Below are 24,074 nucleotides of genomic sequence, written 5' to 3'. Positions count from 1 at the left end.
CGTCGGCGTATCTTCACGCGAAAATACTTCTTGATCGCGTGCTTTCGCAACCACGCGGTCGAGCATCTTCGAATCACCAATTCAACCATGCTCGGCCGCATTCTTCACGCTAAGGTTGACACCCTTTTGACCACCTCGGTAAGACAGTTATAAAAGAGTCGTCTAGTCTGACCCTTCGTGAGGCCGGGTTACTACAACCAGCGAGTAAGGATGGCCAATCATCGCTAGAAAAATCAAAAGACGATCTAGATAACCTCCGAATCGGCACTGCACGCGTCGAGCGAGAGTCCCCGAACACGGTCCTGATCGAGGCCACGGCTCGCTACAAGCCCGACGACGAGGACGCCTACGAAACGGACCAGTGGGGCTACACGGAGACGGAGTACCTGCCGGCGTTCCGGATCACGGACCTCACCGAGCGGGAGGCGGACCTGATCGAGCACTTCGTGCCGGTTGCCGTCGACGAGGCGGACGGCTTCGCGAACTTCCGGGAGACGGCGACGAAGACGAACTCGCTTATCGACCGGCTGAAGGCGATCGAGTTGCCCGACGTCGACGACGTGGCCGACGACCTGGAGAACTACCTGCGGACGAAAGAACGCGCCGAGGAGCTCGACGCGAAGATCGAGAAGACCGACTCGCTGATCGACGAGATCGTCTACGAGCTGTACGGGCTCACCGACGAGGAGATCGAGATCGTTGAGGAGGCAGTAGGGTAGAATAACAGAGCTCGAGTCAGATCGACCACCGCTCGATGAGTTCTTTCGCTAACCGTTCATTCCTCTCTTCTATCTGGTCATCATCCCACTCATCGTACTTGGCAACCTCTTCAGCGATTTTCACATCCGAATTTGTGTACGTGTGCTTCTTGCTCTCGAATGAAGTCTCATCCAGACTCGAATGATCGTTTGGCAGGAGTAGGGTGAGATTTCCGAGCTTGTCTTTTCTATCCTCAAATTCTTCTTCATCTAACATCCGCCGCCAGTCTGCGTATTTGGTGTTGCCGAACGTGTTTCGTGGTGCGATATGTTCGATATCTAGATTTGGAAGTTCCATTTTGAGTGGACCACGTCGCTCTTCTTCTATACTTACCAATTTGAGGAGAGTTCGGAAGTTCCATTGTCCTCGAATTGTCATCTGATTCGCCTTCAAGTGTTCCAAAATTTCGGCATCAGACGGTGTCTTAGAATCAATTGCATCTCTGATCACTTTTCGAATTTCTGTTGGATCTTCTTCTCGTCGTACCTCTCTCGCTGTCGTATAGATCGCGTCACGTGTACTAGCTGATGAACTGCCACCCATCTCCATGCGCATCGCTAGGACCGATGCGAGACGGAAGTTTTCTCTTAGAGAGATGTCCTCTTCAACGCTATTGTAAATTGACAGAGAGAGAACTTCAGAGTGGGTTGATGCTGAATTAAGATATTGTAGATGTCGGATCGCGTCGTCTGGGATCCCTCTTCCTGAAATGTCGTACCGGTTGCTACTGATCTCAAGATAGATATCCACCTGTTCTTGAAACCATTCAACGAACTCAGTGACGCTATCGTATTGATCGAGAACTTTCTCGAATTCACGATATAGAGCCCCCTTATCGATCTGAGTAGGCGTGGGAACGTGTGAGTTGATAAGAATCTGAGTCATCGGTCGTCGGACTCGGAGAGCTTCTTGGAATCTAGGTGTATCAAGGTTCTTCCTAAGCAGATTGTAAATATGATCCCAGCGTCCTCTCACCTCGCGCTGATCTACTTCGTCATCAAGATCTTCAGCGGCACCATGTACCCGTGCTTTTGCCAGAATTTCGGGGGAGACTTCTTTGCCTCGATCGTTTTGAGATTGGAAGACCGTGTATGCTAAACTCGTATCTTTCGCCATTGTTTCGACGACTCGGAGATATTTCGCAATATTGTCCAACAGAATATGAAGTTCTTCAGAATTGTAATTCCTGATCTGATCTACATAGTAATCATATGCTTTCTTAACTTGCCCCTCTGCCTTTCCCGAATCACCTTCCCAGATTAATTCATAATTGTCGTCGGCTTCCTTGTCTGCCAATTCCAATTTCCTCTCGCTCTCATTAGCAGGATATGTATTGATGATATCATCAATCCGCATATCATTAGGGTCTTCAAGATTGGGAGAGTCGCGGATAGCCATCATAATAATCGATAGTGTGACCATTCGTTGTTGACCGTCTACAATCTCATATATTTCGCCTGCTTTTCGCTCTAAAAGAATAATGCTTCCAAGATAGTGTTGATCGACGTGTGTATTGATCCGGTTAAGATCTAGCCATAGATCTTCCCACTGCCTCTCATCCCACTCATAGCCTCGCTGATATGGAGGGACGCGAAAAGTGACACCACGCTTGCCACCGAATAGACTCCGAATCTGCTTATATCGAGCTTCCATGAATCAATCAGTTAGACTGATAATGTATAAATTCTAGACAATAGGCGATTCTATGAAGAATATGGCTCTGTTGGGATCTCTAGAACTATCGTGTGGTAATCGGACTACTTTCAGTTTCACCCCGGAAGTCCGACTCGCTTTTTTATAACCCGTCTGCGTTAGCTGTCAGCAACATGATCGTCCGTCAGCAGATCTTCGACGACGAGACACCCCCGCCGGATCTCCGCCACCGTGAGTCACAGATCCAAGAATTGATCCGGCTGCTCCACCGGGCACGAGAGCGAACGCAGGGCGTTCTCATTACGGGTCCGAGCGGCGTCGGCAAGACCGTCCTCGGACGGACCGTCCTCGAGCGATACGCACACGAGTACGGGGTGGATTGGGCGTGGATCCAGACGCTCGGGCTCACGACGGGCGATGTCTTCCGCAAGGCCATCCGTGCCGCCGGCGGCGACGTCAGTCACAACACGCCGAACGCGGAGCTACCGCATCGCCTTCGCGAGGCCATCTCGGGCGACTACCTGTTACTGCTCGACGAGGGCGACGATCTCGCCGGGACGGGAACGCTTCGCCAGCTAGACGACGTTCCCGGTGTCGAGGTCGTCGTCGTTTGTCACGAGCCCGACGATTGGTTAGCTCGCGCCGAACACGACGTTCGGCAGCGACTCCACGGGGGGAAGATCGAACTGACGCGCTACGGCGTGGACGAACTCGCGGACATCCTCGGGGACCGGGCGCGAGTCGGGCTCGTCGACGGCGCGATCTCTCGCGAGCAACTCGAGGAGATCGCCGACGGCGTCGCCGGCGTCGCTCGCGAAGGGATCCAGACGCTCCGGTCGGCTGCCGAACTCGCGAGCGAGCGAGATCACGGGCGGATCCGCTCGGTCGACGTCGAGGACGGCTTCGAACGCGCCAAGCGGCGCATTCGGAAGGCACACCTCAACTCGCTTCCCTTCCATCACCTCGTACTCTACGAGTTGATCCGCTCGAACGGCGGGATCACCGGACGCGATCTCCACCGGCTGTATGAGGATCGGAGCGAAGAGTTGTACGCCGGCCGCAAACTGACCCCGATCAGCGACCGAGCCCGTCGAACGAAGCTCCAGAAGCTCCAGGAGTACGAGCTGATCGAGCGAGAGCGACTCGATCATCGGTGGCTGTACACGCCGATGGACCCGAGCCTTCAGGCGGATTGTAACGTCTCCGTGTCCCGACTCGTGTAACCTCCTTGGTACATCTACTGACCTGTCGAGTGCTTTTTCTCGTACAAAAGCTTCATATCGCCACCACAACTAGCAGTAGCCAGATGACCACCACCACCACCACCACCTCCCACGACGCTATTCGCGATGCCGTGGAACGACGTTCGGCAGAGCGTTCCGAGCTAGCGAAGGGCGCAAAGGAGGCGGGACGTCGCGTTGGAAATCTCCCTGATTAAGAAGAGGCTTTCAGGCGGTCGATAAACACCTGCTTTCCTTTGTCGTCCATTTCTGCTAGGTGTGAGTGGCCAGTTCGCTCAAGCAATAGATCAATAAAATCACGGCTCCTTTCCAAATGACGCCGCTTATAATACGCACGATGGTTGTTCCGATCAAAATCAACCTCCGTTAGATCGATTTCAGCACCGTCCTTTCGCCGAACTTTATCATAACCACACTTGTGCGCGTATTTTAGTAAAGAAAGCTTACGTCTGAGTGTCAAGAGTCGCTTAGAATCGAATATGAAATCCGAAGCCCAGGGATACCAACTCTGATCTTCGCCAGTATCCGGCATAGCAAAGTCGGAGTCATACGATGCCATGTACCGATCCACGACACCCAATGCGGTACGATGATTTGAGTTCGGCATCGGGTGGATCAGTATGAATTTGGATAGCAGCTCCGCCGCGACCGCTGCGACTGATTGCTTCCACTGAACACGGTTGGGCACTCTCAGTAAATCACCGTGATTCATTCTTTTGTACAGCTCCATGTAGGAATCCTCCGAATCAACCGTCTCAATAACGCCCTCAAACGCGTCAAAAACAAGTAGTAGAAACTGTGCGTCGTCCTCGCTTAATGATGTGATCCACTCCTCATAATCCATCTCTCCTTGGTATGACTTTAGATATTCGTCAGGGTTGTTCCGCGTGTAAATATGGTAGACAGCGTTCCCCTCTATCTCAACTGTTCCACCTACGACATCGGTTGAAGGATCGTCTTCATACTGCTGCCGTCTTGTTTTACCCCGTTCAATGTCATCCGAAATATACGCAATTGAGTATCGATTGTCCGTCGGTAGATGATATTTGAGTACTGGTGAGGAGTCGATCTCGGTCATTAGGAGATAAGGTGAGATTGCTGGGCTATTATGTTAACTTTCGCTTCAACTCTCGATAGGCACCCCCCGGAAGTTCGACCCCCTTTTTAGGAAATTCCTCTCGCACGTCGAGTCGCGATGGCCGCACACAACACGGCAACCCGCAAAACGATCGATGTCCGCGATCTCGGCTTCGAGCCGGGCGGTTCCTTCGGGACCGACGTCGACGTCCACGTCGACGACAGCGACGACGGGACGTTCGTCGAGGTCACCTACGAAGAGTGGGTGTGGACGCTGGAGTTCGACCGCTACGGCGACCTGACGGATGCCCCAACGCAGTCGGCTCCGCGGTGGCTCGGACCGGTGATCAAGAAGGCAGCGCCGCAACTCCGGGTGACGTAGATGCCCGTCGTGATCGAGCGGAAAACTGTCGACGAAGTCGGTGTCGGCGAGGTGCGCGTTCGGTGACCGAGCTACTCTCGAGGCGGCGCTCATGGGTTCCTCCCGCCACTCGGGTCCGGATTCAGATCGTGGCATTGTGAATATATCGAGAACACTGCCTATCGGCCTTGTTTAGACGCGGAGTGAATCGGACGAACCGGTCGCTGTCGAAAAACGAAATCGAACGGAGAGGCTCTCACAGACAGATCCTGTTCAGCCGACACAGACACCAGCCCACGTTATCGAGGGCGTCTAAACAAGGCCCTGCCTATCAATTGGTGGCTCGTGTAGTACGATGTTCCGGCCTTGGGTGAAGGTTTTGTCCCGTTCGGATAGTGTGTGTCTCGTGTCGCGTGGTGGCTATGAGAACGTCCACATCAAGGGGGTCCCAGGCACCGGCTTTCGCCGCGTTTCGCGCTTTGATACGGGTTCGGGTGAAGTGACTCGGTTCGCAGCGCAGTTACAGAAACCGCGTGAACTCGAGGAATACGAGACGATCGCCCAGTTCGACTACGATCCGATCTCTCCGGGTGGACACGACGTCTACAGCGAGGGCATCCACATCGACGTATACCGGCGGAATGCGACGGACATCAAGCTCTGGCCGAGTCACACGGGGTTACCGGACTCTCGTGGGAAGCTGCTGCGGTGGTGTAGTGAGTACTTGGAGGAGAACGCAAAGTGGCTCGGCTCGGTTCATCTGGGTGTGAAGGAACCAACGGACCCGCCGAGATATCCCTAGGGGATCCGGCGGTAGCCTTAATGATACGCGGTATCCTACAGTAGGGTATGCCGGAGAACCGCCAGCGAAACGAGTCCGATTCCACGTCGGAACTGTCGGAGTTCATCGCGGAGCACACGGACGAGTCCGCCGAAGAGATCGACTCTGGCGAGCCGACGTTCGCTCCTCCGTGGTACTCGTCGGTAGAGGAAATCGACTCCGAAGACGAGCAGTAGTTCAGAACGGATCGAAGGCGGCGACGATCGACGCCTACTCGCCGCCCTCGCGTTGATTTTTGATACGGTTTAGTTTCAGTTTCACTCCGGGTCTGGATTACTGTTTTTAAACGGACCTGCATCGGTCGGTGTATGTCGAAAACGCGCGACGGGAAGGGAGAACCACTGGAGGAACTCGTTCGCAACGCCGACGGCTCGATTCCCGACCCGATCGGCTTCGATCCGTTCGATACTGTGGGGGTTAAAACACGCTACGTCGACGACGTGGTGAAGGCGCACACGTTTCCGCTCAGTCACATTCATTGTCTCGAACGGAGGTTCACCACCCCGTGTAATCCCGATCTCGACGTAGATCAGTTGGTTGTAACGAGTCACGAGCCACGGGAAGAGCATCGGCTTCGTGTGACGCTACCCGACACAGTTACGAACGAATTCTACAACCGACTGGAGAAGTGTAAGAGAGTGAACCCGGAGCAGATCGGGTTGGAACTGGAGTGACCGGTCTTTCCTCCACCCCACGTGACATCCTCTCCGCCGTAAACGGCGGAGCTTCCCACAAGCGAAAGCTTGCTAGTTTGGGAGATTTACGGTTTAACATTCCCGAGAGAATGCTGGCAGTGCCACGCTACCGTTACCCCTATCCTCGGCGGTGAGGCGGGGATTCGGGGGTATCTTGGGCTTCTTACACCCTGTTCGTCTGATGGAAGGGTGCCTTCCACGACGAAAGGGCGAATCCCGATACTGTCTCATTGGGATAGGGCGAGTAGACCGCCTCGGTTAGCATTCAACACGTCGTAGAATCCCTTAAAACCACATGCGGGCGCTGTATCCCCGCGCTGAAGCGCGAGGTTTTAGCGCCCTATCCCGCTAGATAATAGTAGTTGTAGGCTCTGTTGAAATCCTCAGCAGCTGATAGTTTTTCACCCCAATCGCTCAGTACAGGAGACGTACGTATCGCTTCAATCATAGAGTTTCTCTCTATTGTGCGGATAAATGCTGTCCTCAACTCTCCGAACTAATTGAGTGGAGACACGCCGTCTCGTCGCCGGTCTCAGTCTCGCCGTCACATCCGAAATTCTCGTAAGAAACCGTAGCGACGAGTTCGTTCTCCGTGTCTCGGACACGTACGGTCCCTCTCTTACCGAGTAGCGGAGCCGTATCAGCTGCCAGATACCGGAGATGAAGAGGTGGACTCATTTGGAACACCGAGTCCTCTCCATCCCGGCTCATTAGGGCGAACTGTGCGCCCGGTTCGAGCACGAGATCCGCTATCTGGTGGGAGTAACCGGTTGGGTACTCAACAACATATCCCGAGACATCGAGCGGGTCCGTACTGGTATTCTTCATGAGGAGATACTCTCCGTCGAGAAACTCCCGATCGATGTCGTCTGCGTAGACCCCAACGATGCGCAAACCGTTGGTTGTGTCTTCAGCTCTGTTGTCCGTCGGTGTGGTCTCCGGTTGCTCCGAATCGTCACTTCGGTTGAGTAGGGTCTGACAACCGGCGATTCCGACGGCGAGTCCCACGCAACTCGTTGCGAGGAACGTGCGTCGATTCATATCTGTGGGTCGGCGCGTCCGTCGAAAAGCCCTTCAAAAGCACAAATTACTCTTTGCGTCTCAGGCGATGATGCAGAAATCTCCGCAAGGACGCAGTATAACGATTCAAATGTAAATAAATTGAACTCAAACCCGTTTCATGACCAACTCGTGCGTCGTATCTCACACAGCTAGCAGCATATCAATTGGGGCTGAGATCATCTCTGTGGCCGATAAGCACTCTTCAGCGACTGGCTGTTTCTGGCAGTAATATGTCTGAAGAAGAGGATTTCAACGGAGCCTAGTTGTACAAAGATTATCTCAGGGATCGAAGTTGGAGCCGTGTAGGGTTTCCCTGCTACCCTAGGAGGTGTGAAGCGGGATGAGAACTCGTAGTGTCAGGGTAGAATTCGCTCTTTCCAAGCTCATCACCTAGATGGAATTGGTGGTCAAGCCCTGAATCGATATTTTCTATGATCGGTGAGGTTTGAGCTTCACGAACGTCCGAGGGACGGTGACGAATACGAACTCGCTTCGCTCGCGGCGAACGACGAGGCGACCGCAGAGGGTCTCACGCGTTTCGATTCGAAGAGATCACGAACATAACGCCGAGATCGGCTCTACGCCGGTCGTAGCGAGGTCGTCCGGTTCGATTCGGCGACGGATCGGAGCCGATAAGCGGCCGCCGGCTCGACGGGCGGTATGCTCGACCCCGGTACGGAGGCTCCGGCGTTCACGCTCGAGAACCAGCACGGCGAATCGATCTCGCTCGGCGACGGCGACGCCGCCTACACGGTCGTCTACTTCTATCCGCGGGCGGACACCCCCGGCTGTACGGCGGAGGCGTGCGGCTTCCGCGACGAGTGGGACGCCTTCGAGGCGGCCGACGTCGACGTCCTCGGGATCAGCGACGACCCCGTCGAGGACCTCGCGGACTTCGCGGCGAAACACGACCTCCCCTTCCACCTCCTCTCGGACCCCGACGGCGAGGTCGCGAGCGCGTACGACTCCTACGGCGAAAAGGAGATGTTCGGGGACGTCTTCGACGGCGTCTTCCGGAACACGTACGTCGTCGACGCCGCGGGAAGGATCGTGCTCGCGTACGAGGGCGTCTCCCCGGAGGAGCACGCCGCGCGGATCCTCGAGGACGTCGCGGCGCTCGAGGACTGATCCGGCGCGTTCGACGCGGAGGCCTTCGCGGCCCTCCGTCAGAAGAACCCGCCGACCTGCGAGACGAGCTTCGGCACCTCCTCGGCGATCGCGTGCCGTTTGACCAGTCCGAAGCCGCCGAGGATGGTGACGAACCCGGCGACGGTCGTCGCCGTCACCGGCTCCGCGAGGAGGACCGCGCCGGCGACCGTCGCGACCACGGGGACGACGTAGGAGACGAGGTTGATCTCGAACGCGCCGAGCCGGTCGAGAAGCGTGAAGTAGATCGTGTACGCCACCGCCGAGGAGAGCACGCCGAGGAATCCCAGCGCGACGAGCGCCGGGAGTTCGGTCGCGGGGAGCCGCTGTCCCTCGCCGAGCCCGAGGCTGAACCCGTGCATCGCGAGCCCGCCGAACAGCATCGCCCACCCGGTGAGCGCGACGCTCGAGAACGTCGTCTCCACGACGCGGAGCCCGACGCTGCTGAAGGAGACGGAGACCACGCCGACGAAGATCAGCGCGACGCCGATCGTCACCCCGCCGGCCAGGTTCGCGGGGTCCGGCTGGGCGACGAGGCCGACGCCGACGAACGCGAGGACGACGCCGAGGCTCCCCCGGAGGTCGAGTCTCGACTCGCCGATCCACAGCGCCGCGACGGCCGCGGTGACGATGGGGACGAGGCTGTAGGTGATCGAGGCGATCCCGCTCGTCGTGTACTGCTGGCCGGTGAAGAGCAGCGAGTTGTTGACGGCCACGTTGAACCCGCCGCTGAGCCCGATCGCGGCGAGGTCGCCGCGGGTCCGCGGAAACGGGCTCGAATCGGTGAGCAGGACGTAGGTGACGAGGACCAGCGCCGCGATGTCGAAGCGGTAGGCCGCGTACAACACGGGCGGATAGTACGCCAGTCCGACCTCGATGGCGACGAACGAGCCGCCCCAGAGGGAGGCGAGGAGGAAGAACAGGAGGACGTCGCGGTACCTGGACACGCTGGTGGAGACGACGGCCTCCCGTATATCGGTGTCCGTTCCGGTCACCGATCGGGGGGATCGACCTCGATGGCGCGAAAAACGACGCGTGCCGAACGGACGCGAGAGAAACGGCGTGACGGCGAACTTCGGGGGATCGGCGATCGACGGGGAACCGAGCCCGTCAGCTCTCGATCTCGATCTCGGTGCCGGTCATCACGGCGTCGACCGCGATCGGGAGCCGGACCGTGAGGATGCCGTTCTCGTACTCGGCTTCGATCTCCTCGTCGTCGATCGTCTTCGGGAACCGGAACCGACGGTGGTAGGTCCGGCGTGTGCCGCGGGTTTCGTCCTCGTGCTCGCCGGAGACGTTGAGCATGCCGTCGTCCCACGTGACGGTGAGCTCCGCCGGGTCGAATCCAGGAAGCTCGACCGTGAGGACGAACTCGTCGTCCTGTTCATACAGTTCGTAGTCGGTACCGTCGCGTTCGAACAGTCGACTCGGGAGGTCTAGACCTCCGTTCCACGCGTTTGCGGGTCGTGGAAGCGCCATATGTACCACCTCGTACCCACTTGGCGATATGGTTGCGGTTCGTAATAAAATAAACGGTTCATGTTTCATGCTACCATTTTCAAGCACGTCGACGGACCTGCGAGTACCGTCGTGCCGTCTCGGGCGAGCAGAAAAGAGGCACCATCCGTCAGGGATATCGGGTTATTTAGGCCGTTACCTCGTGAGCGTGAGCCATGGAACCAGATCTCGACCGGTTCACGTCGCGTCGTTCGACCGTCTACGGTCAAGGTGGAGTCGTCGCCACGAGCCAGCCGCTCGCGAGCGAGGCGGGCATCGGCGTCCTGCGGGACGGCGGAAACGCCTTCGACGCCGCGGTGGCGACGGCGGCCGCGCTCAACGTCGTGGAGCCGACCTCGACCGGGCTGGGCGGCGACGTGTTCGCGCTGTACCGGACCGCCGACGGCGACGTGGGCGCGATGCGCGCCTGCGGCGGCGCGCCCGCGGACGCGACGATCGAGAACGCTCGGGAGGCCATCGCCGCCGACGATGAGAGTGACGTCGACGACCCGGCGGAGGCCGAAATGCCGACGACCGGTGCGCACGCGGTCACCGTCCCCGGCACCGCCCGCGGCTGGGAGGCCACCGCCGAGACGCTCGGGACGATGGACCTCGGCGACCTGCTCCGACCCGCGATCCGGCTGGCGACGGAGGGATACCCCGTCTCGGAGGTCGTCTCCGCGCAGTGGGAACACGGCGAGGAGCTCTTCGAGACCGACCACGCGCGCGAGGCGTTCCTCTTCGACGGGGAGTCGCCGTCGGTCGGCCAGCGGGTGACGCTCCCGCGGCTCGGCCGGTCCATGGAGCGGATCGCAGAGGAGGGTGCGGACGTGGTCTACGAGGGCGAGATCGCGGAGGCGATCGCGGCGGAGGTCCAGCGCGCGGGCGGGTTCATGACCGTCGACGACCTCGCGGACTTCGAGGTGGAGTGGCCCGAGCCGGTCTCGACGACGTACAACGGCGCCGAGGTGTACGAGCTCCCGCCGAACAACCAGGGCCTCATCGCGCTCGAGGCGCTCAACGTCGCCGAGGAGCTGGGCGCGGGCGAGTACGACTACGACTCCGCCGAGCGCGTCCACTACTTCTCGGAGGCGCTGAAGGTCGCCTTCCACGACGGCCACCGATACATCACCGATCCGGAGTACGAGGACCACCCGCCGCTGGGGTCGAAGGCGTGGGCGAGGAAACGCGCCGCGGAGATCGGCGAGACGGCGAACCACGACGTGAGCTTCGGCGTGCCCGACGCGAACGCCGAGGACGCCGACACCGTCCTCCTCACCGTCGCCGACGAGGCGGGGAACGTGGTCTCGTACATCAACTCGCGGTTCGCCGGGTTCGGCTCCGGGCTCGTCGCCGGCGACACCGGGATCGCCCTCCAGAACCGCGGCTCGTCGTTCTCGCTCGACCCCGACCACCCGAACAGCCTCGAGCCAGGCAAGCGGCCGTTCCACACCCTCATTCCGGGGCTCGCCCGGTTCGGCGAGGACGACTGGGCCGCCTTCGGCGTGATGGGCGGGTACATGCAGCCGCAGGGACACGTCCAGACGATCGCGAACGTGGTCGATTACGGGATGCCGATCCAGCGCGCGCTCGACGAGCCGCGGTGGCGGTACCGCGAGGACGGGACGCTGGCGCTGGAGCCGCACTTCGACGACGACGTGGCGGCGAAGCTCGTCCGGAGGGACCACGACGTGCGGACGCTCTCGCCGTCGGCGTTCGGCGGCGCGCAGATCGCACGGAACGAGGGGGGCGTCCTCTCGGCGGCGACGGAGCCGCGAAAGGACGGCAACGCACAGGGGTACTGACGCGCGGAGGGACCCGACGAACCGGACCGCTCAGTCCCCGCCGGCCGCCCGTGCCCGCCGTCTCGCGTCCTCCGGCGAGCGCCCCTCTCGGAGGAGGGCGTCGACGAACAGCTCGCCGGCCTTGTACGACGAGCGGACCATCGGCCCGGACGCACAGTAGAGGAAGTCGAACTCCGTCTCGGCCACCTCGCGCCACGTCTCGAAGACGTCCGGGTGGACGTACTCGAAGACGTCGAGGTGCGAGCGCGACGGCTGGAGGTACTGGCCGAACGTGACGACGTCGACGCCGACCTCCCGGAGGTCGCCGAGCGTCCGGTACACCTCGTGGTCGTACTCGCCGACGCCGAGCATGAGGCTCGTCTTGGTGTGGATCTCGGATTCGCGGTCGACCCGGTCGAGCACCGAGAGCGACTGCTCGTAGGTCGCCCGGCGGTCGCGCACGGGCCACTGGAGCCGCTCGACCGTCTCGACGTTGTGGGCGATCACGTCGGGGCCGGCGTCGATTATCCGATCGACGGCCCCGGGATCGCCGCCGAAGTCCGGGATCAGCGTCTCGACGAGGATCCCCGGATCGCGCCGTTTGATCGCGCGGATCGTCTCGGCGAAGTGCGCGGACCCCCCGTCCGCGAGGTCGTCGCGGTCGACGGACGTGAGGACGACGTACTCCAGGCCGATCTCCGCGACCGCGTCGGCGACGTTCTCCGGCTCGTCGGGGTCGAGCGGCTCCATCCCGCCGGTTTCGACGTCACAGAAGTTACACCCGCGCGAGCAGCGGTCGCCCATGAGCATGAACGTCGCCGTGCCCGGCCCGCCGCGGCCGCCCTCGGCGGCGTCCGACGCCTCGTCGTTCGGAGGCGCGTTCGTGCCTCCGGACCAGCACTCGCCCATGTTCGGGCAGTTGGCCTCCTCACAGACCGTGTGGAGGCCCCGATCGCGGAGGATCGCCTTGATCTCCGTGAACCGGCTCCCCGAGGGAGGACGCGACTTCAGCCAGTCCGGTTTCCGCCGGCCGCGTTGCATGCTCGATCCCTCGGGGGGCGGGAGCAAAAGCGTGCGGGTCGATCGAGGTCGCCGAAGGCGTCGAAGGCGTCGGAACCGGCTTCCCGGCGACGGGAGAAGCTATATGGAACCCCTCCACGCTGGAGACGTATGGACGATCCTCCGGAGCGTTCGAACGACGCCTTCGAGACGAAAGCGATCCACGCCGGCGAGGAACCCGACCTCGACCCCGGCGGCACCGGCGACCTCGTGTCGCCCATCCACCTGTCGTCGACGTTCGCGATGGACGAGGCCGGCGACCCGAGCCACGGATACAAGTACTCGCGACTGGGGAATCCGACCCGTGAGGCCCTCGACGAGCGCGTGGCGACGCTGAGCGATGCGAACCACGCGATGACGTTCGCGTCCGGCATGGCCGCCATCGCGACGACGTGCCTGAGCGTGCTCGAATCCGGCGACCACGTCGTGGCGTTCGACGGCATCTACGGCGGAACGAAGGTGTTCTTCGACGACTACCTCGCCGAGCACTTCGACGTGGCCGTCGAGTACGTCGACGCGACCGACGCGGACGCCGTCGCCGACGCCGTCGCCCCCGAGACCGCCCTGCTCTGGATGGAGTCGCCGACGAACCCGCTCTTGAAACTGTGTGATATCGCGGCCATCGGCGGGATCGCCGACCGCCACGACGTCCTCCTCGCGGTTGACAACACCTTCGCGACGCCGTACTTTCAGCGCCCCCTCTCGCTGGGTGCGGACGTGTCGGTCTACAGCACGACGAAGTACCTCAACGGCCACACCGATTCGATAGGCGGTGCGGTCGTGACGAACGACGACGCGCTCGCCGATCGGATCCGGTTTGTCCAGGAGTACGCACTCGGTGCGATGCTGCCGCCGTTCGACTGTTACCTCGTCCTCCGCGGTAGCAAGACCCTCCCGCTTCGAATGCGCCAACACGAGGCGAACGCGAAACGTGTCGCGAGGTTCCTGTCGGAACACGACGCGGTCACCGCGGTCCACTACCCTGGGCTCGAAACGCACCCGCAACACGGCCTCGCCGCGCGTCAGATGGACGGCTTCGGCGGCGTCGTGTCGTTCGAGATCGACGGCACGGGCGCGGAGGCGAGGGCGTTCGTCGAGTCGCTCGACCTCTTCACGGTGGCCGTCAGCCTGGGGAGCGTCGAGTCACTGATCGAGCATCCGGCGAGCATGTCCGCCTCGTACGTGCCGGAAGAAGAGCGACTGGCGTCCGGCATCACGGACTCGCTGATCCGGGCGCCCGTCGGCGTCGAGAGCGCCGACGACCTGATCGCCGACTTAGAGCGGGGGTTACGACACCTCTAGTGCCGGCTCCGCCCCCCACGCCGGTCGACGTCGGTCGAACTCAGCCGAGGTCGGCCGCCTCGACTACCGTCGCGAACTCGCCGGAGAGGTGTGCGAGAGCGACGCGATGGGAGGTCTCCGGGTCGATCCGTCCCCCGTCCGGCCCCTCGCGCTCGTGGGTCGCGGTCGCGTCGGCGACGACGTACGCGTCGTAGCCGCGATTCTCCGCCATCCGGACCGTCGTCGAGACGCAATGGTCCGTGGTGAGCCCGCAGACGACGAGGGTGTCGTGGCCGCGCTCCGTCAGCCAGTCGTCGAGGTCGGTTCCGAGGAACGCGCCGTTGACCGACTTCACGAAGGTCGCCTCGCCGTCGGCCGGGGCGGTCTCCGCCTTCCAGGCGAACCCCGGCGCGTCCCCCCGGAGCGGCGATTCGGGTTCGGTCGAGTCGTGTCGGACGTGTACGATCGGGCGGTCGGCGGCGCGCCAGCGCGCGAGCAGGTCGGCGGCGACCCCCTCGGCCTGGGGATTGTTGCGCTCGCCCCATCCCGGCTCGTCGAAGCCGGTCTGGAAGTCGACGAGGAGCAGGACCGCGTCGTCGGGGAGCGAGACGGCGTCCGCGGGCGGCGAGGCGGCGTCGTCCGAGCCGACGGGATCAGTCATCCCCGACCCCCGAGACGGTCGCGGCCGACTCGTCCGGGTCGTCGGAGCCACCGTCCGCGAAGCGCCGCCACGCGCCGCGTTCGAGCAGCTCTCCGGACGCTTTGGGGTGCTCGCGGGTCGGCTCCAGCGGACACTCGTCGGGACTCTCCGCGTCGTCCTCGCGGAAGAGGTACTGTCTCCACTCGCGGTCCCCCTCCGCGCCCCAGTCGCCGAGGTCGGCGTGCGGACAGACGCCGTCGTACGCCTCCATTCGGGAGCGGATCGCGTCGCGGGCACGCTCGCCGGCCTCGGTGTCCGCCGTGATCCCCTCGAAGACCGCCCGCGGCTGGAAGGTGATCTCCAGGCCGACCGGCGAGTACCGACTCCGGCGGTCGTCGTAGAACGGGGCCCGCGAGGTGGGAAACAGCGGCTCGCCGCCGAAACAGAACTCCCAGCAGGGGTCGTCGGGGTCGGTCGGGATCTCCTCGGGCCACGGCTCCGGGTCGTGGACGTGGAGGAACTCGAGGACGTGCCAGAGCGCCTCGTGGTAGTCGGCCTCCGTCGCCTCCTCGTCGAGGGGGGCGAAGAACACCGCGAGCGGCGCGCGGTCGGCGTGGTCCGGGTACGTCTCGAGGTACTCCAAGAGGACGTCGCGAAGCCGGAGGAGCGCGGCGGGATCGCTCGTGGACGAACACGCCGCGTACAGCAGGTCGCCCTCGCGTTCGACCTCGATCCCGAAGTAACACGGGAACGGTGACCCGTCACGCTCGCCCAGCATCGACTCGCGGAACGTGCGGTAGTGCTCGGCGAGCCAGCCGGGCGCGTCCCCGAGCCGACCGTGGAGCGTCCCCTGATCCAACAGCACGCCCTCGGTTCCGGGCTCGTTCATGGGCTCACTCCGTGCGCGACCGGCTTTTGGCTTTCGGCGGGACCCGCTTCGTGGGACCGGCGTTCCACCCGCGACCGCCCAGGTCCCCTCCTCGCCGACGCGTGCCGCCACACCCGGCGGGGCGTTTATCACGACGGCCGCGAGTGACGAGGTATGCTCATGACGCCCGGACCGACCGCGGTCCCAGAGCCCGTCCGCGAGGCGATGAGCCGCGAGCTGATCAACCCCGACGTCGACCCCGCCTTCCAGGGGATCTACGCCGACCTGGTGGACCGGCTCGAGACGGTGTACGGCGTCGGCGGATCGGCGGACTCGACCACGGACGACGCCGCGGCCGCCTCACACGACGTCGTCGTCCTCGGCGGCGAGGGGATCTTGGGGCTCGAGGCCGCGATCGCCTCGCTCGTCCAGCCCGGCACCGAGGTGTTGTGCCTGTCGAACGGGCTCTACGGCGACGGCTTCGCCGACTTCGTCGAGTCGTACGGCGGCGAGGCGACCGTGATCGACGCCCCCTACGACGCGCCGCTTCCGCTCGAGAGCCTCGACGCCGCGCTCGCCGAGGCCGACGCCGACTACGACCTCGCGACGATGGTCCACTGTGAGACCCCCACGGGAACGCTCAACGACCTCGGCCCCGCGCTCGACCGGTTGGAGGCGGCTGACGGGGAGATCATCACGGTCGTCGACGCGGTCTCCTCGCTCGGGGGGGTTCCGGTGCCGACCGACCGGATCGACGTCTGTCTGGGGGCCTCCCAGAAGTGTTTCAGCGCGCCGCCGGGACTCACGACCGCCGCGATCAGCGACCGCGCGTGGGCGGCGATGGAGGCGCGCGAGCCCCACTCGCTGTACACGAACTTCCTCCCGTGGCGCGACACCGACGGGGGATTCCCGTACACCCACCTCACGACGAACGTCGTGGCGCTCGAGGAGGCGCTCTCGCTGCTGCTCGAGGAGGGCCTCGACGACGTCTACGCCCGCCACGAGGCGGCCGCGGAACGGTGTCGCGGGCGCGGCGCGGAGATCGGGCTGGAGCCGTTTCCCGACCCCGAACGCGCGTCGCCGACCGTGACGGCCTTCGAGGTCCCCGGTCGAGCCGGAACGCTCCAGCGGCGGCTCCACGAGGAGCGCGACGTGCTCGTCGCGACCGGCCTCGGGGACCTCGCCGACGACGTGTTGCGCGTCGGCCACATGGGCCACGCCGCGCGAGTCGACCGCGTGGACGAGACGATGGACGCGCTGGAAGCCGTGTTGTGAGGGCGTGACGCCGGGCCTGCCGGCGTGAACGACCGCTACCGCCGCGCCCACTCCAGCATCCGTCCGTAGAAGGGATCGGACCCGAGCGCCTTCGCGTCGCCGACGAGGGTCAACTGCTTCTTCGCGCGAGTGAGCGCGACGTTCACCCGGCGGTGGTCCTCGAAGATCGGGCCGTCGAGGTCGCCGGTCGCGACGAACGAGACCACGATCACCTCCTTCGAGGAGCCCTGGAACCGGTCGACGGTGTCGACGGTCACGTCGGTCCGCCGACCGATCTCCGCGACCTGCGCGCGGAACGGCGCGATGACCCCGATCTCGTCCGGGTCGACGCCGGCCGCGAGGTAGGCGTCGACGGTCCCCGCGACGCGTTCCGCCTCCCGGACGTTGCGGTTGCCGTCGCGCTCGCCGCCGGGGTCGACGAACCCGACGCCGCCGACCAGTTCGGGCGCGAGCGCGCCGGGGTCGACGCCGAGGTCGCTCAGTCGTTGCCCGGCCACGTCGGGGGTGGCGGGACGGAGCGCGCCGTCGTAGAACTCCGCGGACGCGAACGCCTGGATCCGCTGGCTCATCCGGTACTGGCGGTCGAGCATCACGCTCGCGTCGGGGTACGTCTCGATGAGCCGCTGAAACAGCGAGGTCTTCAGGTCGTTTTCGGCCCTGACGACCGGCGGGAGCTGCTCGTGGTCACCCACGAGGACGAACCGGTCGGCGAGCGCGATCGCGGCGTGGGTGCTCGGCTCCGTGAGCTGGGAGGCCTCGTCGACGAGCGCCACGTCGAACCCGCACTCACGCATGACGCGCGAGCCGCAGGCGGCGGTGGTGGCGGCGACGACGGGGGCGTCCCGCAGCTCCGCGGCCTTCTCGTTCGGGTCGCCGCGCTCGATCAGCCGCACGTCCTGCATGTCGGCGCGGACGCCGGTCTCGCTGCCGACGCGGAGGACGTCGCCGAACCCCTGGTCACGGAGCGCCTCGAGGGCGTTGTCGACGGCGCGGTTCGTGAACGCCGCGAGCAACACGCGGTTTCCCTCCTCGACCAACGCGCGGATCGTCCGCGCGATGGTGTAGGTCTTCCCCGTCCCCGGCGGGCCGTGGATCAGCGCGCAGTCCTCGGCGTCGACGGCGAGCGAGACGGCCTCGTTCTGGGCCGCGTTGTTGTCGATGTAGGTCGGGGGGTCGGCGGTCCTCTCGGCGAACTCCGGCTCCCGCCGACCGAATATCACGTCCTTCCGGCGCGCTCCCCCCTTCAGTACGGCGTCGTGGAGGGCGGTGAGCATCCGGTCGACGGAGATCTCCGAGGGGTAGACGTCGAGCCGTCGGAGGTCGACCGGCTCGTCAGTCTCGACGACGACCTCCCCGCCAAGCTCGCGGATCCGGCCGAGCTCGGCGTGGCCGGTCACGGGGTCGCCGTCGCTCGCGAGTGCCACGTCGCCCTCGCGCAGCTTGGAGACGGCGTCGTCCGACTTCCGGGCGCGAAGCTCCCAGCGGTTGTCGTCGATCTCGGTCCGTGAGACCGGCTCGAGCCCGATCAGCGCGCGGTCGTCGGCCGCGCGCTCCTCCGGGGTCTGCTCCCAGAGCTTCCGGTACTCGGCGTGGGTCTCGCGGCGCTCCTCCTCGATCGCGGTGTAGAAGCGGTCGAAGTAGTCGCGCTCGTCCTCCGGGACGGGATCTCCCACCTGCCCCGCCTTCGACTCCTGGTCGAGGCGGCCGGAGACGACCAGACACGTGTCCTGTTCGAAGCAGTAGTTACAGTTCGCGTCCGCCTCGTACCCCGTGGGCACGGTCGGGCGCTCGCCGGGATCGTTGAGCGCGCGCCACTCCATCGCGGCGAGCGCGTTGCGCTCGCGCACGACGAACTTCAGCAGGCCGTCGCCGACCGTGAACTCCTTGGCGGGCGCGAGGTCGCCGCTCTCCTCGTTGCGCTCGAGCGCGGTGTTCTTGGTGTACAGGAGCGTCCCGATGTCCGGGTCGACGCCGCGCTCCTCGAGCATGAGCGCGTAGCAGGCCGCCTGGATCTTGTCCTGAAAGCGCGGCTCGCGGTTGGTGTTCTTCCCCGTCTTGAGCTCCACCGGAGTCCCGCGCCGGAGGGCGTCGGCGCGCCCCTTCAGGCCGAACGTCGGCGAGAGGAGCGTGAACTCCGAACGCCACGTGTCCTCGTCCGTGAGGGTGCCCTGCTCGAGCCACCCCTCGATCGCGGCCGCGTTGCGCCGCACCTCGTCTTCCACCTCCGCCGGCTCGTAGCCGAGCAGGCCGAGCTCCAGCCCCGCCTCCTCGACGCGCTCTCCGACCGACTCCTCAAGGTCCATCCCGCGGAGCAGGTCGCCGAACACCTCGTGGACGATGGTCCCCTTGACGACCGGGTAGTTGAGCGGGATCCCCGAGAGCTTGTTGAGGTAGTACATCCGCGGGCACTGGACCCACGACCGGATCCCGGTCACGTCGACGAGGAAGTCGGGCTCGAGGACGACCCACGAGTCGCCGGTGGTCGCGTACCCCGTCTCCCCGCCGTAGTCGTCCGCCTCCGCTCCCGTGACGAGCAGTTCCATGCCGGGTTCGGCGTGTTCGCCCGTCTCGGCCCAGTCGCCCCACAGCGTCACGTCGACCGGTTCGGCCGCGCCACGCTCCGGCCGGACCCGAAGCTCGCGGAGGTCGCGCTCGCCGTACGACGTCGACACCGTTCGCGTCTCCCCGAGGGAGACGATCGGCCCCCGAACGTTCACGCCTCCCATCCTCGTCGGCGGCGAAAAACGCTGTCGGTGTTGGGGATCGGACCCGAGGATTCCTTACCCCTCGCCGCGTGGAGACGGGTATGAGTGACTCGGTATATGACCGATACGGGCGACCGGTCGTCGTCGGGTTCGTCGTCGTGTTGGCCGGGCTGTCCGTCGCGAGCGCGTACCTCCGCGTCTCGAGCGCCGGGCTCGCGGCCGCCGGCGACGCGCTGATCAGCCTCTACATCGCCGGGGTCGTCGTCTGGGGGACGTTCCGCGAGGGGTACGACACCGCCCGCTTCCGGATCGCGCTCTACGGCGTCCTCGTGCTCTGGGGGTCGGCCGATCTGATCGCCGGGTCCGAGGGGGCGCTCCCGTACCTCTTCCTGATCGGCGGCTTGCTTTTGATCGCGCGGGAGTCGTACGCCCACGCGGGAGCGCGGGACGATCCCGCCGAATCCGACTGACGGACGGTGAAGCCGCCGATCGTCGCCGCTCCCGTCGCCGCATCGTCGCCGCTCCCGTCGCCGCGACCGACACCCTCATGCGGGCGCCGTCGTAACGTGACGCCGACATGCGCGTACGCGACTGGCAGGAGATCCTCGCGGACGTCGCGAGCGACTCGACCGACCCGGACGGCTGGCGCGCCGTCGCCGGCTCCCGCCGCGAGGGACTCGGCGAGGACCTCTACTTCGGTCACCCGAGCGTCGGGGTCTACCACCTGAAGACGTACGCGAAGAACCCGCGCGACCTCCGCGGGGTTGGAACGCGGGTGGCCCGCAAGGTCGACGACGACCTCGACCCGCTGCTCCCCGACGAGGGGTCGCCGGGGCGGTTCGCCGTGCGGACGCCCCCCGAGAGCGAGGACGAGGCGAAGCGCGCGGCGACTCGACTGGAGGAGACGCTGAAGGTCCACGCGGAGGCCCCCACGGAGCCCGACCACCTCTTCGAGGACGTGATGGAGGCGATCGACTCGCCGGCGTTCGGCCCCATGGCCTACGAGTTCGACGGCCGCCCGGACGAGCTCGACGACCTGGGAGACACCTTCGAGGAGGCCGAGGAACTGCTCTCGGCGGAGCTCGACGACCTGATCGACGAGGACGACGTGGACCGCGGGTTCCACTAGGGAACCGTCAGGGCGACGGGATCACACCAGTCCGTCGAACGCGCCGCCCGCGATCCCCGGCCCGTCGGGCACCAGCATCCGGCCGTCGACGACCGGACAGGGGTCCGGCGCGAGGTCCTCGGCGAGCAGCCCGCCGGTCGCGAGCCCGCAGGCGGCGACGTCGGGGACCGCGCCCGCGACGTGGACGGCCGCGGTCCGCGCGACGACGGCGTCGATCGTCGTCGTGATAACCGGCTCGATGCCCGCCCCCCGCGCGCGAAGCGCCGCCTCGAACGCGCGGTCCGGTCCGCCGAGCGCCATCGGCTTGACGACGAGCGCGTCGGCCGCGCCGGACGCCAACACGTCCGCCATCGAGTGCGCCGCGAGCGACTCGTCGAGCGCGATCGGCACGTCGGTCTCGGCGCGGAGCCTCGCGGTCCCGTCGAGGTCCGCCGCCGGAAGCGGCTGCTCGACGTACGCGAGATCGAGGGGAGCGAGTCGGTCGAGCGCCCGGCGCGCGCCCGACCGGTCCCACGCGCCGTTGGCGTCCGCGCGGAGGTCGATCGCGGGACCGACCGCCCGGCGGACCGCCCGCAGCCTGTCGAGGTCCTCCTCGAGCGGGCGCGCGCCGACTTTCACCTTCAGACAGCGGTAGCCGTCCGCCACCGCGCGCTCCGCGTCCGACGCCGCGGCCCCTGGAGACCCGTCCCCGATCGTGGCGTTCACGGGGACCGAGTCCGCGGGTTCCGGGAGCCCGGCCCGGTCGGCGTCGCGGGCGACCCGGTCGGCGAGGTGCTCGGAGAGCGAGCGGTCCGCCTCGCGGGCGGCCGCGTCCCCGAGCGCGAGCGCGACCCCGTGGCGGGCGGCGGGGGTCTCGCCGGCGTCGAGGTCGGCGAGGGCGGCCGCCGGACCCCCCGGTCCCCGCGACGCTTCCGCGAGCGCGGCCGCACACGCCGACCGCGACTCGGTCCAACCGGGCAGCGGCGTCGCCTCGCCGATCCCGGTCGCGGGCGCGTCGCGATCGATATCGTCGCCGCCGGTATCACCGCCGCCGACATCGTCGTCCCCGTCGTCGGCCCCGACGCCGACCAGGAATCCCTCCCGCTCAGTCAGCGCCTCGCGGGCGGTCCGGAGCGGGCTCGCGAGCGCGACGGAGAAGGGACGGATCCGCATTACAGCGCGAGGCCGACGGCGAACGCGACCGCGTACGCCGCGAGCAGCTTGCCGGTCGACTCCAGCGCCGGGTTGAGCGCGTCGCCGGACGTCTCGGTTAGGACGGTTCGGGCGACGCGCGCCGCGAGCGGGAGGGTGGCGAGCGGGAGAAGGGGCGCAAGCCCGCCACCGGTCGCGACGAACCAGAACGGGGTGACGTACGCGAGCGCGAGGAGGCCGACGTACTGGACCCGCGAGAACCGGTAGCCGAACCGGACGGCGAGGGTTCGCTTGCCCGTCTCCGCGTCCTCCTCGCGGTCGCGGACGTTGTTGACGACGAGGATGTTCGTCGAGAGCGCGGCCACCGGCAGGCTGGCGACGACGGCCGCGAGCGTGACGGTCCCCTCCGGGATCCACAGCGGAAACGTCTCGCCCGCGAGCGCCGCGGCCTGGACGTAGTAGGTGCCCGTGACCGCGATCAGTCCGAAGAAGACGAAGACGAACACGTCGCCGAGCCCGTGGTAGCCGAGCGGGTAGGGGCCGCCGGTGTAGGCGATGCCGGCCGCGACGCTCGCGAGCCCGATCACGAGGATGGGGACGCCGCCGACGGAGACGAGGTAGGTGCCGACGCCGATCGCGGCCGCGAACGTCAGCCACATCGCGCGTTTGACCTCCGCCGGCTCGATGAGGCCGCTGGCGACGACGCGGGTGAACCCCTCGCGGTCGTTGGTGTCCGCGCCCTGGATCGCGTCGTAGTAGTCGTTCGCGAAGTTGGTCCCGATCTGGATCAGCGCCGCGCCGACGAGCGCCGCGAGCGCCGGCATCGGGGCGAACACGCCGGCCCCGATCGCGAGCCCGACGCCGACGATCACGGGCGCGGCCGCCGCGGGCAGCGTCTGCGGTCGCGCGGCGATCACCCACGCCCGCCGACGCGACACCTCCGTAGCCATTATCGACGCTTGGTGGGTGCCGCCCCTTAACCTTCCCATCGACGGGGCGCTCGCCGGAGTCGACGCGGAGGGCTCGTCGGGATCGACTCGCGGTGAACGCTACCGACTCACGTACACCTAATCCCCGTGCGACCGCGTCGGGCGTATGGCGCGTGTCCCATACGTCGAGACGGCGGACGTCCCGGACGACTACGAGGCGCTGCTGGAGTCGGCTCTCCAGGGGAAGCCGCTCAACGTCTACCGGTCGATCGGCAACAACCCGGCGGTGCTCGCGGGGATGCGGGCGTTCCTGCGCTCGCTGTGGAACGACAGCGGGCTCACGGATCGGGAACGGGAGCTCACCATCCTCGCGACGGCGGCGACCATCGACAACCGGTACGAGTGGCACCAGCACGTCAACATCGCGCGCGACGTCGGCATCGACGACGCGGTCATCGCCGGGATCGGAACCGACGACCCGACCGCGCTCGACAGCGACGAGCGGACGCTCGTGGAGTACGTCCGCGCCGTCGTCGATGAGTCGGTCGACGCCGTCACACACGAGTCGATCGCCGGGCTGTACGACGACGACGAGATCGTCGGGATCGCCGCCACGGCGGGCGGATACGCCGCGCTCGGCGCGCTCATTCGCGCGTTCGACCTCGAGTTGGAGCCGGGGACGACGTTCCACGGGTGGGACCCGCGGTGATTGGGGGGATCGGCTCGGTGGTCGAAGCGATCCGGTGAGGAGATCCGGACGACGTCGTTGAACTCCTCTGAACTGATGCGCTCCGACCTGAATCGGTCAATACGGGTGATCCACAGACCATCCATCTCACCGATCTACTCACACTGTGTCAGAAGCAACGTGCGAGATACAGAGGATACAGTCAGCACGGGCGCTACATTATGTTCTCCATTTGAACCTTGAACCAACCGGC

Annotated in this window: 23 protein-coding genes and 1 pseudogene; 13 read left to right on the top strand and 11 right to left on the bottom strand. The window is 64.8% G+C overall.

The window, feature by feature from the left end; translation table 11 throughout:
• Positions 1 to 128: 128 nt before the first annotated feature.
• Positions 129 to 719, top strand: a pseudogene (locus tag NO889_RS16565) (Eco57I restriction-modification methylase domain-containing protein); the annotation flags it as partial.
• Between the two features lie 16 nt (positions 720 to 735).
• On the opposite strand, the gene NO889_RS14630 reads toward NO889_RS16565, so the two are convergent.
• Positions 736 to 2,412 (bottom strand): DUF262 domain-containing protein, encoded by a 1,677-nt coding sequence (locus tag NO889_RS14630; protein ID WP_256412967.1) that lies wholly within the window; start codon positions 2,410 to 2,412, stop codon positions 736 to 738.
• 173 nt (positions 2,413 to 2,585) lie between these two features.
• On the opposite strand from NO889_RS14630, the gene NO889_RS14625 reads away from it, so the two are divergent.
• The gene (locus NO889_RS14625) at positions 2,586 to 3,635 is read left to right on the top strand and encodes a Cdc6/Cdc18 family protein (RefSeq protein ID WP_256412966.1); all 1,050 of its coding nucleotides are present in this window, start codon (positions 2,586 to 2,588) and stop codon (positions 3,633 to 3,635) included.
• A 211-nt stretch (positions 3,636 to 3,846) separates the two neighbouring features.
• Here NO889_RS14625 and NO889_RS14620 read toward each other — a convergent pair whose 3' ends face one another.
• On the bottom strand, positions 3,847 to 4,731 hold the full coding sequence (locus NO889_RS14620) for a DUF8172 family protein (protein WP_256412965.1): 885 nt from the start codon (positions 4,729 to 4,731) through the stop codon (positions 3,847 to 3,849).
• 117 nt (positions 4,732 to 4,848) lie between these two features.
• Here NO889_RS14620 and NO889_RS14615 point away from each other — a divergent pair, with 117 nt between their 5' ends.
• The 4 genes from NO889_RS14615 (at position 4,849) to NO889_RS14600 (ending at position 6,606) form a co-directional block, all read left to right on the top strand.
• Positions 4,849 to 5,112 carry a hypothetical protein gene (locus NO889_RS14615; RefSeq protein WP_256412964.1) on the top strand — a complete coding sequence of 88 codons (264 nt, stop codon included), beginning with the start codon at positions 4,849 to 4,851 and terminating at the stop codon, positions 5,110 to 5,112.
• A 385-nt stretch (positions 5,113 to 5,497) separates the two neighbouring features.
• A complete protein-coding gene (locus NO889_RS14610) occupies positions 5,498 to 5,893 on the top strand; it encodes a DUF7718 family protein (RefSeq protein WP_256412963.1) in 396 nt (131 codons plus the stop codon).
• Between the two features lie 47 nt (positions 5,894 to 5,940).
• Complete coding sequence (locus NO889_RS14605) at positions 5,941 to 6,108, top strand: hypothetical protein (RefSeq protein WP_256412962.1); 168 nt, start codon at positions 5,941 to 5,943, stop codon at positions 6,106 to 6,108.
• Between the two features lie 132 nt (positions 6,109 to 6,240).
• Positions 6,241 to 6,606: a hypothetical protein gene (locus NO889_RS14600; RefSeq protein ID WP_256412961.1), complete on the top strand. Its 366-nt coding sequence runs from the start codon at positions 6,241 to 6,243 to the stop codon at positions 6,604 to 6,606.
• Positions 6,607 to 7,110: 504 nt separating this feature from the next.
• Here NO889_RS14600 and NO889_RS14595 read toward each other — a convergent pair.
• Positions 7,111 to 7,668 carry a lamin tail domain-containing protein gene (locus tag NO889_RS14595; RefSeq protein WP_256412960.1) on the bottom strand — a complete coding sequence of 186 codons (558 nt, stop codon included), beginning with the start codon at positions 7,666 to 7,668 and terminating at the stop codon, positions 7,111 to 7,113.
• A gap of 681 nt (positions 7,669 to 8,349) precedes the next feature.
• Here NO889_RS14595 and bcp point away from each other — a divergent pair.
• Positions 8,350 to 8,817: a thioredoxin-dependent thiol peroxidase gene (gene bcp, locus NO889_RS14590; RefSeq protein WP_256412959.1), complete on the top strand. Its 468-nt coding sequence runs from the start codon at positions 8,350 to 8,352 to the stop codon at positions 8,815 to 8,817.
• Positions 8,818 to 8,855: 38 nt separating this feature from the next.
• On the opposite strand, the gene NO889_RS14585 is transcribed toward bcp, so the two are convergent.
• Together NO889_RS14585 and NO889_RS14580 are read right to left on the bottom strand one after the other, a co-directional pair.
• Positions 8,856 to 9,782, bottom strand: coding sequence for a DMT family transporter (locus NO889_RS14585; RefSeq protein WP_256412958.1), 927 nt, complete (start codon positions 9,780 to 9,782; stop codon positions 8,856 to 8,858).
• A 163-nt stretch (positions 9,783 to 9,945) separates the two neighbouring features.
• Entirely contained in the window at positions 9,946 to 10,314 is a 369-nt protein-coding gene (locus NO889_RS14580) for an Hsp20/alpha crystallin family protein (RefSeq protein ID WP_256412957.1), read from the bottom strand.
• 194 nt (positions 10,315 to 10,508) lie between these two features.
• Here NO889_RS14580 and ggt point away from each other — a divergent pair, with 194 nt between their 5' ends.
• Positions 10,509 to 12,137 (top strand): gamma-glutamyltransferase, encoded by a 1,629-nt coding sequence (gene ggt, locus NO889_RS14575; protein ID WP_256412956.1) that lies wholly within the window; start codon positions 10,509 to 10,511, stop codon positions 12,135 to 12,137.
• Between the two features lie 30 nt (positions 12,138 to 12,167).
• Here the strand turns inward: ggt and lipA are convergent, their stop codons facing one another.
• Positions 12,168 to 13,157 carry a lipoyl synthase gene (gene lipA, locus NO889_RS14570; protein ID WP_256412955.1) on the bottom strand — a complete coding sequence of 330 codons (990 nt, stop codon included), beginning with the start codon at positions 13,155 to 13,157 and terminating at the stop codon, positions 12,168 to 12,170.
• A gap of 129 nt (positions 13,158 to 13,286) precedes the next feature.
• Between lipA and NO889_RS14565 the strand changes: the two genes are divergently transcribed.
• A complete protein-coding gene (locus NO889_RS14565; RefSeq protein WP_256412954.1) occupies positions 13,287 to 14,477 on the top strand; it encodes a trans-sulfuration enzyme family protein in 1,191 nt (396 codons plus the stop codon).
• 40 nt (positions 14,478 to 14,517) lie between these two features.
• On the opposite strand, the gene NO889_RS14560 is transcribed toward NO889_RS14565, so the two are convergent.
• Both NO889_RS14560 and NO889_RS14555 read right to left on the bottom strand, forming a co-directional pair.
• Complete coding sequence (locus NO889_RS14560) at positions 14,518 to 15,117, bottom strand: cysteine hydrolase family protein (protein ID WP_256412953.1); 600 nt, start codon at positions 15,115 to 15,117, stop codon at positions 14,518 to 14,520.
• Positions 15,110 to 15,985 (bottom strand): YqcI/YcgG family protein, encoded by an 876-nt coding sequence (locus tag NO889_RS14555; RefSeq protein WP_256412952.1) that lies wholly within the window; start codon positions 15,983 to 15,985, stop codon positions 15,110 to 15,112. The genes NO889_RS14560 and NO889_RS14555 overlap by 8 nt, the downstream gene beginning before the upstream one ends.
• Positions 15,986 to 16,138: 153 nt before the next feature.
• Here NO889_RS14555 and NO889_RS14550 point away from each other — a divergent pair, with 153 nt between their 5' ends.
• On the top strand, positions 16,139 to 17,239 hold the full coding sequence (locus tag NO889_RS14550) for a pyridoxal-phosphate-dependent aminotransferase family protein (protein WP_256412951.1): 1,101 nt from the start codon (positions 16,139 to 16,141) through the stop codon (positions 17,237 to 17,239).
• 35 nt (positions 17,240 to 17,274) lie between these two features.
• Here the strand turns inward: NO889_RS14550 and NO889_RS14545 are convergent, their stop codons facing one another.
• A complete protein-coding gene (locus tag NO889_RS14545; RefSeq protein WP_256412950.1) occupies positions 17,275 to 19,956 on the bottom strand; it encodes an AAA domain-containing protein in 2,682 nt (893 codons plus the stop codon).
• Between the two features lie 89 nt (positions 19,957 to 20,045).
• Here NO889_RS14545 and NO889_RS14540 point away from each other — a divergent pair, with 89 nt between their 5' ends.
• On the top strand, positions 20,046 to 20,414 hold the full coding sequence (locus tag NO889_RS14540) for a hypothetical protein (RefSeq protein WP_256412949.1): 369 nt from the start codon (positions 20,046 to 20,048) through the stop codon (positions 20,412 to 20,414).
• Positions 20,415 to 20,521: 107 nt separating this feature from the next.
• Complete coding sequence (locus NO889_RS14535) at positions 20,522 to 21,073, top strand: hypothetical protein (RefSeq protein WP_256412948.1); 552 nt, start codon at positions 20,522 to 20,524, stop codon at positions 21,071 to 21,073.
• A 21-nt stretch (positions 21,074 to 21,094) separates the two neighbouring features.
• Here the strand turns inward: NO889_RS14535 and NO889_RS14530 are convergent, their stop codons facing one another.
• The gene (locus NO889_RS14530; RefSeq protein ID WP_256412947.1) at positions 21,095 to 22,225 is read right to left on the bottom strand and encodes a mandelate racemase/muconate lactonizing enzyme family protein; all 1,131 of its coding nucleotides are present in this window, start codon (positions 22,223 to 22,225) and stop codon (positions 21,095 to 21,097) included.
• Complete coding sequence (locus tag NO889_RS14525; protein WP_256412946.1) at positions 22,225 to 23,154, bottom strand: 1,4-dihydroxy-2-naphthoate polyprenyltransferase; 930 nt, start codon at positions 23,152 to 23,154, stop codon at positions 22,225 to 22,227. The genes NO889_RS14530 and NO889_RS14525 overlap by 1 nt, the downstream gene beginning before the upstream one ends.
• Positions 23,155 to 23,299: 145 nt before the next feature.
• Between NO889_RS14525 and NO889_RS14520 the strand changes: the two genes are divergently transcribed.
• A complete protein-coding gene (locus tag NO889_RS14520; protein ID WP_256412945.1) occupies positions 23,300 to 23,842 on the top strand; it encodes a carboxymuconolactone decarboxylase family protein in 543 nt (180 codons plus the stop codon).
• Positions 23,843 to 24,074: the final 232 nt, after the last annotated feature.

The sequence above is a fragment of the Halorubrum rubrum genome (genome assembly GCF_024494685.1).
GTDB classification, from domain to species: Archaea; Halobacteriota; Halobacteria; order Halobacteriales; family Haloferacaceae; genus Halorubrum; species Halorubrum rubrum.
The sequence above is the reverse complement of the archived record's forward strand: the minus strand, read 5'-3'. Positions and strand labels throughout refer to the sequence as shown.